The following is a 12,154-nucleotide window of genomic DNA, read 5'->3' on the forward strand; positions in this document are numbered from 1 at the left end:
GCAAGGCGACCGGCATTCGTAAGGCGCCGCGGGTGCGGCGTCAGGCGGTCAGGATGGGAGGTCGGTGCCGGTGCGAAAGGCGAGCGGAGGCGTGGCCGTCCGCAGCGTAGTCGGGCGCGGCCGCATGCAGCGGCGCACCGGTGCCCAGCCAGAGCGGCCAGACCAGTGCAGGCGCATGCTGGGTGCAGAAGCCATCGCAGGTGCCGGCCTTGCAGCAGTCCGGCGCGGCGTCCTGCGCGTGGTGGTCGCCGGCAACCTGCATGCCAGCCATATCCCCGGTGTCCATGTCTTCATGACACGGGGGCGCGGGCATGTCGTCGCCGAGCATCGCGGCCGCCGGTGCGCCTTCCAAGGCGGTGCTTGCGGCCATGTGCGCGGACGCGCTGCCGTTCACCAGCAGAAGCAGGCAGAGCAGGGCACGCAACAGGGGCGCGAATCGGGCCATGGCCGCATGATACGCCATCGCTGACGGACATACCTTGGCGTAGGGTCAAGGCTTGGCTTCATCCGTACGCACCACGCCATGACAGGGACACGATATCCTTGCGGTGTTTCTTCGGCATTGGGCAGCGTGGCATTCGGATGGCGGGCACGGTAATGACGAGCAGGGTGCCGGCAGGCGTATCTGAGGGTCGTGGTTCGGAAGAGGCCCATCCCCGCATCATCGTTGCCGACGTGGGGGGCACCTATGCGCGCCTGGGCTGGACCGACGGCGTCGATGCCGACCAGGTCCACGATTACCGTCGCTACGCGTGCGCGGACCATCCGAATCTCGCTTCGATCCTTCATGACTACGCCGCAGGCAGCCGCTGCCAGGGCGCGGTGGTCGCGATCGCGGGTGTGCTGGAAGGCGACCGGTTGATCAATTCCAACCTGCCGTGGGCTGTCTCGATGGAACAGACCCGCCAGGACGCCGGATTGTCCTGGGTGCAGCTGATCAATGATTTCGAAGCTGTCGCCAACGCGATGCCCGTGCTTGCGCGCGACACGTTGTCGCCGCTGACCCACGTCACCGAAAGCACCACGAACTCACCGGCGCTCGTGATCGGTCCGGGTACGGGCCTCGGTGCTGCTTTATGGATCGAAGGCCATCCGCCGCGCGTGCTCGCTACCGAAGTCGGCCAGGCAGCACTGGCTGCCGGCAACGATCTGGAAATGGATGTGGTGCGTCGGCTGCTGCGCGAGCGCCGCCACCTCAACAATGAGCACGTGTTGTCCGGCACCGGTCTGATGAATCTTTACCGCTGCCTATGCGAACTGCGCGGCGGTACCGCGATCCACACCGACGCGGGCGCGCTGGTCGCTGCCGCGGAATCCGGCGATGGCCTGGCGCTTGAAACGCTGCAGATGTTCTGCGGCTGGCTCGGCAGCCTGGTCGGCGACCTGGCGATCATCTTCGGCGCCAAGGTCGTGTATCTCGCCGGCGGCGTCACCGCGCACATTCCCAAGTTCCTCCACGACGGCCACTTCCTGGAGCGCTACCTCAACAAAGGCGTGATGTCCGAACGCTTGGAGCAGGTACCGGTGTGGCGGGTGGAGCACGGGCAGCTCGGGTTGCTGGGGGCTGCGGCTTGGTATCAGCAGCACAAGTCAGAGCGGAGTTCTACCGCTCCGTGAGCTTGCACGCGGCCCTCCTCATCGGTGCACTCGCGATCGGTGCGGGGTTGTTGCTCTATCTGCCGTTCTTCGTTTGGTTCCGTTGGCGCGGCGCGAAGGGAAGAGGGTCTCCAACCACTATTCACGTGACCCGCTTGGGTGTGTGCTGGTACCTGTTCTGCGTCGCCATCATGTTCGCTGGCTTCGCCGTCGGATTCGTGGCGCCGCAGTCGTGGCTTGGCGCTCAGGTCCGCACTGTTTTTGGCGCTCTTGGATTCGCATATTTCGTGGCAATCGTGATGTCGTTCCTGGAGCGACTTCTTGTCAAGCATGGGCTTGTCTTCTCATACCAGATCAGACCTATGCAGGACTCAGCCGACGCGCCTCAGGTGGCTACGAAGGATTGAGATGCTGCAGAGTGGGGCACGCGTACGCGAATCAGAACCCCGTCTTTACCGGGTGGACCGCGCGGCAAAGTGCTCCTCGCAGTCGCGGCTACAAGACAGGCGAGACGCACACCGGGCCGTAGTTGGGCTGTAGCCGGGGTACTTGTGAAGACGGTCACGTTCTGATGTATGCTCGCCCCGCCAGCGTAGGGGTGCGCTATGAAACGGATATTCATGCTTTTGTTGGCTGCCCAGTCGGCACTGCGGTCACATCTTCAAACGCGGACGCTTGCAGTAGGGCGAAACACGCGCGTGCGCAAGCGTATGAGGCAATGGGTGTAAGTCGGAACTTTCAAGCTTCCCGATATTGGGACGATCTCGTTTGGAACGCTTGCAAGTGACCGATGCCAAGCTCGTCGACGTCAATTCTGTCTTCTCGGAATGCGTTCGAGAGATGGAACGAACGTCTTCTCCTCTACGCGGGGTTTACGCCATGCCTACAGGCCCATGCCGTCTTTGCCAGCGGAACGATGAATTACAGTTGAGCCATGTTGTTCCCGCCTTTGTTTTTCGTTGGATGCGGGAGTCCTCTGGCAATGGTCATTTACGTAGCACCGCATCACCCAACTTGCGTGTCCAAGATGGACCGCAAAAGCATTGGCTTTGCCGTGATTGTGAGGCTCGGTTAGGTCGATACGAGACAGCGTTTGCAGGCCAGCTCTTCCACCCTTATCTGGCGCAGTCTGGAAGACGGTTCTTATACGGCCCGTGGCTGCTGCGATTCTGTGTGTCGGTGTCATGGCGAAACTTGCTCATTCAGCTGGATCACCTATCGGATCAGAACTTCACAGAAAGTGAGCGCGATATGATCGCGCAGGCCGAACGGACCTGGCGCGAGTACTTGCTCGATCAAAGGCCGAACCCTGGCGTCTTCCGTCAGCTTCTATTGCCGCTAGACAGGATCGAAAGTAATCGGGACGACCTGCCACCCAACATCAATCGTTACTTCATGCGCGCCATAGACATAGACCTTTGTCACGGTGGCCAGACAATATTCACTTACACCAAGCTGGGCAGATTTGTGATCCTTGGCTTTATCAACGAACCACAACGGAATCAATGGGTCGGAGGCTGGGTGAACGCAAATGAGGGCAGGGTAGAGCCTAGGGAATACACACTCCCAGCTCCCTTCGGGACCTATTTGATGAACAGGGCCTCGCACGTACGAGAGGCACTGGGAGGTCTGTCGCCGAGGCAGACGACCAGAATCGAGCAAGCTTTCCGCGCTAACGCAAACCAAATTGTTGGCAGTGATTTCTTCGAGGCGATGCAAGTCGATGTTGAGATGTTTGGGTCCAACGCATTCATGCCTCAGAACAACCAATGGGAAGAGCAATAAACGTTCTTCTTGACGAAAGATGATCTCTACACATCGATTCAGTCCTGACTTCTAAAGCCAGAAAGCCAACTTTCATACTTCTCCTTGGGAGGAATAAGTCCCATCTTCCGTGGAGTCGAGAAATCAACCTTGCTAGCTTTACTTGCCTCATTCGTCATTTTCAGCAATCTCTCACGGATGCGGCTTGCGTGGCTCTGCTGCTCCTCCGCAAGTTCAACAGAGAAAAAGATCACATCATCTGTGTACTCGGTAATTGCCACCATCGAGTCATGAAACATGGCATCGGTATTACCGTCTCTGCGTTTAAGACCGAAGTAGTTCTGTACGTACACGTCAGTCGTTAGGCCATGATGCTTGAATTTTTCGATCAGCTCTGTACGTATCCCATTGGCATGAGATAGCTCTGTCAGTGACTGCTCAATCATGGCCGCCAGCGCTATCGATCTTCCAGGCACGAGCTCAGCGGCATAGGTCAGTGCCTTAAGAGCATCGATAGGAACCGTGAGCGGTGTGATCTGCACCATCTCTGCTTTAAACACGGTTACCTTGTCTGGCTTCACCCCTCGTAACAGCATGTCGTTGGTACGCTCAGCCTCAGCTCTTTCCGCGAAGTAGGCTTTGGACAATGGCGCTACATGTTGGTTCTTTACGCTCATTGCTTGATTTGCGATTGTCGACGCAACAACAACAATGGCATTGGCTTGCCTCAATGCGTCGCTCAGCTGCCTTCGTCTGTTGGCGCGTTCGGCTAGCCGCTGTGCACCCCAAACACCGAAGCCCGCACCGGCCAAGGCGGATAGAAATGCACTAATGAATTCGGAGTTAAGAAACGACCTGAGTGTATCCCAGGCGGCAGTAAGGCTCGGATCCAGACAGAAAGATGGCATGTGCAGTTCTACCCGCTGAGGTCTAATCGATCGTCGGAAGGATTAAAGATCGATTTTCAGGCTCAATGCACGTGCTGACCATCGACTCCTGAAGCATGCGCTATAGCGGAATATTCCTAGATGCTGTCCGTCGCAATAAATCCTTGTAGCACCAATGGCTTAACCGAAGGTGCCGATGTTCATAGCTCTAAAGCGGTTGATCCTAGATCTTGTTCGCGGCTCCATACGGAGCGAGCAGTGGCGGGCTTGGACGCGAACTAGGGAGAAAGGACAAGATCAAAGAATCACGACACCAACCACCAGCGGGCCAGCCTTGCCCACCAGCCCCAATCCGGCTTGACATAATAGGCATTATGCGAAATTGTCTATGGGGCGAACTGGGCTGGTGGACCCGGCTGCTGGGCTGGTTTCTGAAAGGCCCTCCCCGTGCCGATAACCCCTCTAAAGGAACCTTGGAGGCGTTCGCATGTTGATGGATCAACCGCCGTGTTGGCAGGCCGGCCCTAAGCAGAACCCGTGCGCGTTGGCGCACTACGCACGCGTTGTTTACGGCCACCGAGCTTCGGGCTGATTGGCTTGGCTGGAAACAGCGCGGCCGATACCTGGTGGCTCCCGATGGCCAACTAAGCAGCCCGGAGCGCATGCGCGGGATCATGTGGCGGCTGGACGCCGAAGCTCGCCGGGACGCTGCCCGTATCCGGAACGCCAAAGCGAAGGTTTCGCAGGGATCGGTCAAGGTCGTCGTCGTGGAACTGGCCGACTGGCACGCCCGTCACTTCGGCAGCCGGGCTGGTTAACCACCCGCTCCTTCCAGTCGCTTCCACCGTAGGGACTACCCGCCCCTACACCCCGGAGTATGATCCGGCCCAGGGGTACACATGGAACGTCTACAGCAACAGCGGCAGGAACGCCGGGAACGCACCGGCATTGTCCAAATCGTCCTGATCGCGGCCGTACTGCTCGCGGCCCTTTATGGTGGCCTGCGCCTGTTAGGCGGCACGCACGCGGCTTGGCAGGCAAGGAAAGACGAACGCACCGCGCACGCGGCCGCCATCAAGCAGGCGGCGAACAATGTCCAGCGCGGAGAGCAGCTTTCATACGAGGAAGCTCGCGACCGGCGGTTGATCGAGTACGAGCAAGAGCTTTCCGAGGGACTACAGTCCGGCCGATTGAAGTGCGTTCATGGCGTACTTTTTCGGCGCATCCCAAACGGTTGGGAGAACGTTCCAGGCGAACGATGTCGCTAGTAAGTGATCGGATCTCTATCCGGAGCAATCAATGACAAAAAGTATATTTTTAACGTTGTGCGGACTGATCGCGTCGCTTGTTGCATTGAGTGCAATGCTACTGGGATACGTTTTTTTTGAATGGCCGTTCGTTATTGGAGATCGTCAGGGGCAGGCAGCTTGGTTCCAAGCAATAGCGACGGTGTTTCTCTTCGCGTGGGGCGCAGCGGAGGCTCATGACCTCCGCACCGAACTGAGACGCAAAGAAGCGGAAGCTCGGACCAGACGAATTGCCGCTAATGACACGCGCTTCCGTTGGTACGCGATGGAGCTGAGAGAAGACGCTAGGGTGTGGGTGCGAAATATGAATGAGCTCGACCCTCGAATCATGCGGCTCAAGGTCAGAGATATGCTTGAGTCCTACACGTTTACCACACACGCGAGAAATATTGCTGAACTCGACGACGAAGAATTGAGCGCCGTGAACTGTCGTCATAAAGCGGTGATTCTTAGGCAATGCGAAGCCTACGAAACCTTGCGCCTTCATCTGGCGCAGCACCCGAGTGAAGGCTTTGCTGACGCTTACGATAGACAGCATCCGGAAATCAGCCGGCAGGCTCATCGCGTAAGTCGTGACGCGGAGCGGATGATTAGCGGTTCTGAGCCAGAAGGATAGTGAGGACTAATAGCCCTACAACAGGCCCGGTATACGTATTACTTGGCTTGTATACGGGGCTTCGAGGGAAGACTTCACCGCGAGATCCAGCGCGGTAATCGACCACCGCGCCGTCTGGTACCGCTTGAGCGTGCGCGACGGGCTCAGGCCGCGATTCTGGCGGCCTGCCGACATCTTCGCGCTTAAGCCGTGCCCCTCGTGCTTGTCGTATGCGAGCGCGCTCCACGGCATCGAACCGAAACGCGGTAGGTGGTCTTTGGTTAAGGCTGGTAGCCCCGACTAACAAGTTCAGCGCCAAGTGATGTGGCATAGGTGTGACGATGTCCTTTCCGCGGCCGAAAGCGGACCCGCCCTACCCCCGATAAATCTTCCTAATCCCGTGGCCACGATGTCTGTTTCCGGCGCCACAAGCAGACGCCGGCTGAGCGGGAGTCGAGTGCCCTGAGAGCTCTGTCATCCGGGCATGTGCCGTATCCCCGAAGCTTCGATTCTCCGGCGATCTGTAGCTCCTGTCAGGCTCGCTCAAGCGGCTGACGCGAGGGGGCCATGCGGTCGTCTCATGCACAAGGCTTAGGGCCCTTCCGGATGGGGTGCTCCCTTGAGCTGACAACGGCGTCAAGGGGTCCCCGTTGCGGTGACCATGCACCGCACCGTCACCACTGCCTGACCACCCACGGGCAACGCGGGAAGCGTAATACCACCCCCCAGTAGTGTACTGACAGCAATCGTGGGTGATGGGCAACTCGCCCCCCCGGATGCGCTACAGGTCGCTGTGGTACTGGGAGCGAAGCAGTCCAGTCCGGCGCCAGGAGCGTCGGAAAGCAACACATTCATCGCGTCTCGCGGCCCGTTATTCGTGACAGTAAGGGAGAAATCGACGACCTCACCGGCCATCACCGGATCCTTAGAGGCTGTTTTCACCACCTGTAGATCAGCTCTGCGGAGTCCGTTGGTGAAGGTGCACACGATGGGCCCCGCTGTGCGAGTGGCTTGCGCATCTAGCACTACAGACCGGTTCACCATGTCAGGCGTGGCAGTGCCGCCGGCGGCCATTCCCGTGCAGTCGATAGCAGTCACTTCAAACGCGCCAGCCGGCGGATCCTCGGTGATGGTAGTTGCTACACCCGCGGCCATGAGGGCCTGGGTGGCCCCAGCAGTCGCGGTACCCGCGGCGGCGGTGGTGATGCTCAGGGCCTGAATGCCATTGGTGCCGGTGAACCCAAAAGTACCGACGTCGCCCACCGAAACTTTCTGCACAACGACCGAGGGACATTGCACAGTGAAGGATGCACTCGCCATATTGTCGCTTGGATCTAGATCCGCAAAACCGTCAGTAGCGGAGAAGTCCGCGCTCGCCGTGTTGGTCACGGTCGCGCCACAGGCGGCGGTCGGCGAGACGGTGCCATTGATTACGAAGGTCAAGGTGCCTCCGGGCGCAAGGGTATACCCGCCGGCGAACGCCAGATTGCCCGTGCCACTGGCCGCGGGACAGGTCGATCCCGCAGATGCTGTGCAGGTCCAGCTGGCATTGGCGATCTGAGCAGGGAGTGTGTCGAGAATGTCGGCGGCGTTCGCCCCGTTGATGGTGGGTGCCTGGATGCCAGCATCTACCGGGTTGATGTCACGATTGGTGATGGTGACCGAATAACTCATTTCCAGGCCGCGCAGATAGGTGACCGAGGGCGTGGTCTTGGCGACGGTAATGTTGGCGGGGGTGGAAGTGACCACACCACGCACTTCGTGGATGTTATTGAGCCCGCCGGTAGAGCCGCCGAAGCCCATTCGAAGATTGGCAGGTGCGGCATAAGGGAAGTTGAGGGCGTTGAGCACCGTCGTGAGTGCGCCGCCGCCTTGGCCTAGAGCCACGGTGACCCGATAACCGCCTAGTCCATTCGGTATCAGCAGAATGCGTGCTCTGTCGGCCGCCGGGCGGACTGCAGTTAACGGCACGTCGATGCCGCCAGGCGCCGCTGCGCCGCCCACATATACGTTGTTGACGCTGAGCGGGCCCCGCACGACCACGCGATCCGCTGTCGAACCTGGGCTTCCGCTCAGGGCCGAACACCCGCCCGTCACGCCGGGCAACTGGCCGGAGAAATTGCCGAACTCGTCCAGACCGATGCCTAGATAGCCGCCGGCCCCGTTGCAGTAGCCCAACCCTGCCCCGGGTATGGCGCCGGCCATCGTTTCGTTGGCGTCGTACAAATAGAAGCTGATGCCGTCAGCGCCCGTGCCGCTCCAGGCCACGTAGTCGAATTCGACAATGACGCCCTGACTGGAGGGGAACGAACCACCCGTATAGCGTGCGCTGCCGACCTGATTTGGCAGGTCCGTCGACAGCCGCAGCCAACCGTTGCCCACCGCGTCATTGGTGTTGTTGCCATCGACGATCAGGCCATAGCCGCCCGTCAGGATGCCGCTGTCGTTGTTGCCAGCGTTGTCGTTTCCCGTAAACGTCCAGCCTGACTCGGTGCTGTTGCGGAAGGGCGCATTGACCTTGAACTGCGCATTCGCCTGACCCGCAATACCCGCGGCAAGTATGGCAAGCAGCGAAACAAGTATGGCTCTTGAGCTTTTCATGGGCCTCCCGATGAGAAACTTCGACGGGGCAACGCGCGGCGGCATGATCGAACTTGCGAAATCAGAACTACACATCTGGAAGGTGTCGAATGTTCTAGCGTCAGGTATGCAACATTCGCATTGAGACTTGGCTAGAGGACATGGTGCGTAAATTTGTCGAAGCGCCTTAATGCGGGGTGCGCAAGGGGCTGGCGGAGAGATCGCGCCGATGCCTGACGCCGGCAAGATCGGCGTCCAAGACAAGATGCGGGAGAAGCCCGCGCCAAACCGAAAAAGTGGCCTCCATGCCGGGATCACATACATCTCATGCTGTAGTGAGAATTCCTGCCTGAAGCGGCGCTTTGTATTTCTTCGCCGTGCCCTCGAGGTTCAATCGCGGCTGGGGCGTACTCCACATCATCGACATGGACGGCCAGCGTTCTCGCTGGCTAGGTGATCACCAAGGTGTTTGGTGTGACTGTAGGCCTGACCTTTACATCGTTACTGCGGCGCCACAGGCGAGCGCGAGTTAGGTTGCAGGGGCACAGGCAATCTGGCGCGCAACGCTCCGCGAAGCGCTTGATCCTGCGAAAGCAACTGGAACATGGTGGTCTCGAAGTCCGAACGGGTCAACGAGTAAGCAGCCGCGAGTTCCTCAAGGATGGCCTTGTCCCTAAAAACTATCAGGATAGCCTCAATTGTGCCCTGCTCTAGCATTGCCAGTGCTTCATCAACGGCAGCCTGCGCCTGGTCATAGAGCGTGCCTGCATCTGCTCGGATCACTGCATTGTTGACAGCTGAGATCACATCGCTTCGACCGTCGCCATCGGAAGCGACCTGATGCAGTTTTCGACGGATCGCGTAAACGGCCCGCTTGCGAATCGTGGCTTCCCTCGCGCGCCGCATCGCCGCCAAGACACGTCGGCACCCGTCGTCCATCAGATGCTTCCCCACAGTTGCGTCATCGCCCCTGTGCGCGGAAAAGGCAGCCAAGCATTCTGGCATCGCTAGCAGGTTTTCCACGCCTGCTACGGGCAATACGAAAACCCCTCGCTTGGCAAGGCCGTCTATCTCCGCAGTATCCCGGTCATCCCGATCGATAAGCCCAAACGGAGAAAGATGATGCAGTTTTACCTGTTGTGTAAAGGCGCGAACAGACTTGTCTACATTCTCATGGCCGCCACTGGGAACAATGAAGTACTCGGGGAACAGAATCTCGTAGAGCTTCTGGTCGCGGCTGCCAGTATCACCCTCCACAAAAAGCGTTGGTCTGCGCGACCCTAGAATTCGGAGCACCACATCTTCGGGAAGACCATGGGTACTGGGGACCTGAGCCCAGTCCCAACGGCCTAACTGATTGTTAGGGCCGGGAAGAGCGCTCACCTGAGCGGGTTCGAAGTCAAACAGCGCGATCTTAGTGGCCGTAACGCGGCTAGCTGCGAAGGCAAGATCATGCGTAATGTAGATGAATGTGCAATCCGCCCGTTCTTGTTCAAGTACATCCCACAGCCTGGCCTGTATGCTCTCGTGTAGATGCAACTCGGGCTCATCAATGATGATGGCTTTGTTAGCGGGGGCCAGAAGAGCTTGGGCCACTAGATAGAAGCCGACCCGTTCACCGTCGCTGAGCCTGCTCGCGTTGTACTCTGATCCGGAAAGGGTTGTCGCGCGGATCTGATGGTCCCCGATGTTTAGTTGGCGCTCGGGGAAAACCATCTGCCAGATACGCGTGAGTTTCAACAAGGGGTCTTCGTCAGGTGCTCCAATTGCCGCACCATTGGCTTGGCGCGCTCGCTCGGTGTAAGCGCGATCAATCTCCGCTCGCTGGGCAAACAGAGCGTTCATAAGCAGACGAAAGTCATCCAGCACGCCGATGGCCGGATCAGGCCCCGACACGCGGCTCGGTCCAGCACCGGACATCTCATTTCCTCTATCTAGTTGCTCTGAAGCAGTACGGGCTCCTACGCGTGAAGCCTCATCAGGCAGCGTCAGTTGACGCTGAGAGCCGATGCGATAGGCTCGCCGGCTGCCGGCTCCAGCACCCATGCCCATATGTTGAGACGAACTAAGAGGATTCTCGATCCATGCGCCCATTCGACTTTTCCCTGCACCATTTGCGCCAATCAATACGACGACGCCACTGTGAGGCACGTCGGTGGTGCCGGTGCGTGAGGGGTTTGGCATGGGCATAGGGTTCAACGGCTTGCTCAAATGGCACTCTCCTTCTCGCATCATCACGGTGTCTCAAACACCCATAGCCCGTTCGCTGGGCCATGACAGCACTCGGCGAACGCTGTAGGAGGCACCAGGGAGCTTCATCGCCAGGCTGGGTCTACTTCACAAGCTTCGCGGTCGACCCGCGCAGCATCAGGCCGAATTCCAGCGTCTGCTGATGCGGCACGTCCACGCCGTCGATGATGGCGAGCAATAGCTTCACCGCACGGATGCCGATCTCGCGCATGGGCTGGCTGATGGTGGTCAGGGGCGGATTGAGGTACCGGGACGACGCCAGATCGTCGAAGCCGACGATCGAGAAATCATGCGGCACGCGCAGACCGAGGTCGCGGCAGGCGGCCAGTACGCCCAGCGCCATCTGGTCGCTGAAGCAGAACGCGGCCGTCGGTGTGCCGCTGCCCTGCCCCAGCACTTGCGTGGCCGCCGCGTAGCCGGACTCCACTGAGAAATCCCCTGGAACGAGTGTCAACTGCCGAAGGCGGCCGCGGGCCTTGGCGGCGCGCCTCGTGCCTTCCAGTCGTTGTTGATGCAGGGGGTTGTCGGGTGGTCCGCCCACCACGACGATATGTTCGTGCCCCAATCCGTACAGATGCTCCATCGCGGCGTGCGCGGCGGCGGCATTGTCGATATGGACGCTGGGAATGCCCAGCGCCGGATCGAATTCGCAGCCATTGACCACCGGTGCATGCGGGCCTAGCTGCTTGACGATCTCGCGCGCTGTCGGCGGCAGTCGATGTCCAAGGACGATCAAGCCATCCGCCTCGTTTCGGCGCAGCATTTGCGCGTAGCGCTCTTCGCGATCCGGCTGATGCTGGGTATCGCCCAGCAGTACGGCATAGTCCGCCGCCAGTGCTGTTTCTTCTGCACCTTGCAGGATCTGCGCGAAGAACGGATTGGCGATGTCCGGCACCGTGACCAGGATCTTGGCGCTGCGCTGCGTCTTGAGCGTCCTGGCGATCGTGTTGGGAACATAGCCCAGCGTGGCCGCCGCCTGCTCGATACGCGCACGCGTCGCCGGGAGCACTTTTTCCGGGCGCGAGAGCGCACGCGATACCGTCCCTGCCGAAACGCCCACGTGTTTGGCTATGTCGTAGATCGTTGCCATATCAGCCCTGGCATCTCCGGTGCGCTGCACAACGCATCCCCCGATGACCCCATGCTAGGATGATGCAATCGATTGCATCAAGGCC

At 59.5% G+C, this 12,154-nt stretch carries 11 protein-coding genes; 6 read left to right on the forward strand and 5 right to left on the reverse strand.

Going from position 1 to position 12,154, the window contains the following annotated elements:
• Positions 1 to 40: 40 nt before the first annotated feature.
• On the reverse strand, positions 41 to 445 hold the full coding sequence (locus BM365_RS01510; RefSeq protein WP_104367907.1) for a CopL family metal-binding regulatory protein: 405 nt from the start codon (positions 443 to 445) through the stop codon (positions 41 to 43).
• 152 nt (positions 446 to 597) lie between these two features.
• Between BM365_RS01510 and BM365_RS01515 the strand changes: the two genes are divergently transcribed.
• The 3 genes from BM365_RS01515 to BM365_RS17700 all read left to right on the forward strand — a co-directional run bounded on the left by BM365_RS01515 (position 598) and on the right by BM365_RS17700 (position 3,381).
• A complete protein-coding gene (locus BM365_RS01515; protein WP_093485964.1) occupies positions 598 to 1,617 on the forward strand; it encodes a glucokinase in 1,020 nt (339 codons plus the stop codon).
• Positions 1,614 to 2,003, forward strand: a complete 390-nt coding sequence (locus BM365_RS01520; RefSeq protein ID WP_093485966.1) for a hypothetical protein — start codon at positions 1,614 to 1,616, stop codon at positions 2,001 to 2,003. The genes BM365_RS01515 and BM365_RS01520 overlap by 4 nt, the downstream gene beginning before the upstream one ends.
• 376 nt (positions 2,004 to 2,379) lie before the next feature.
• Positions 2,380 to 3,381, forward strand: a complete 1,002-nt coding sequence (locus BM365_RS17700; protein ID WP_139227263.1) for a hypothetical protein — start codon at positions 2,380 to 2,382, stop codon at positions 3,379 to 3,381.
• Positions 3,382 to 3,419: 38 nt separating this feature from the next.
• Here the strand turns inward: BM365_RS17700 and BM365_RS01530 are convergent, their stop codons facing one another.
• Positions 3,420 to 4,268 carry a hypothetical protein gene (locus BM365_RS01530; RefSeq protein WP_139227265.1) on the reverse strand — a complete coding sequence of 283 codons (849 nt, stop codon included), beginning with the start codon at positions 4,266 to 4,268 and terminating at the stop codon, positions 3,420 to 3,422.
• Positions 4,269 to 4,909: 641 nt separating this feature from the next.
• Here BM365_RS01530 and BM365_RS17930 point away from each other — a divergent pair.
• The 3 genes from BM365_RS17930 (at position 4,910) to BM365_RS17705 (ending at position 6,170) form a co-directional block, all read left to right on the forward strand.
• Positions 4,910 to 5,065, forward strand: a complete 156-nt coding sequence (locus BM365_RS17930) for a hypothetical protein (RefSeq protein WP_158253465.1) — start codon at positions 4,910 to 4,912, stop codon at positions 5,063 to 5,065.
• Between the two features lie 81 nt (positions 5,066 to 5,146).
• Positions 5,147 to 5,515, forward strand: a complete 369-nt coding sequence (locus tag BM365_RS01535; RefSeq protein ID WP_093485972.1) for a hypothetical protein — start codon at positions 5,147 to 5,149, stop codon at positions 5,513 to 5,515.
• Between the two features lie 31 nt (positions 5,516 to 5,546).
• Positions 5,547 to 6,170: a hypothetical protein gene (locus BM365_RS17705; RefSeq protein ID WP_139227267.1), complete on the forward strand. Its 624-nt coding sequence runs from the start codon at positions 5,547 to 5,549 to the stop codon at positions 6,168 to 6,170.
• A gap of 615 nt (positions 6,171 to 6,785) precedes the next feature.
• Here BM365_RS17705 and BM365_RS01545 read toward each other — a convergent pair.
• The 3 genes from BM365_RS01545 to BM365_RS01555 all read right to left on the reverse strand — a co-directional run bounded on the left by BM365_RS01545 (position 6,786) and on the right by BM365_RS01555 (position 12,069).
• Positions 6,786 to 8,750 carry a prealbumin-like fold domain-containing protein gene (locus BM365_RS01545; protein WP_158253464.1) on the reverse strand — a complete coding sequence of 655 codons (1,965 nt, stop codon included), beginning with the start codon at positions 8,748 to 8,750 and terminating at the stop codon, positions 6,786 to 6,788.
• A gap of 480 nt (positions 8,751 to 9,230) precedes the next feature.
• Positions 9,231 to 10,940: an AAA family ATPase gene (locus BM365_RS01550; RefSeq protein WP_158253463.1), complete on the reverse strand. Its 1,710-nt coding sequence runs from the start codon at positions 10,938 to 10,940 to the stop codon at positions 9,231 to 9,233.
• 121 nt (positions 10,941 to 11,061) lie between these two features.
• Positions 11,062 to 12,069 carry a LacI family DNA-binding transcriptional regulator gene (locus BM365_RS01555; RefSeq protein WP_093485980.1) on the reverse strand — a complete coding sequence of 336 codons (1,008 nt, stop codon included), beginning with the start codon at positions 12,067 to 12,069 and terminating at the stop codon, positions 11,062 to 11,064.
• Between the last annotated feature and the right edge of the window lie 85 nt (positions 12,070 to 12,154).

Source organism: Pseudoxanthomonas sp. YR558, assembly GCF_900116385.1.
GTDB lineage: Bacteria > Pseudomonadota > Gammaproteobacteria > Xanthomonadales > Xanthomonadaceae > Pseudoxanthomonas_A.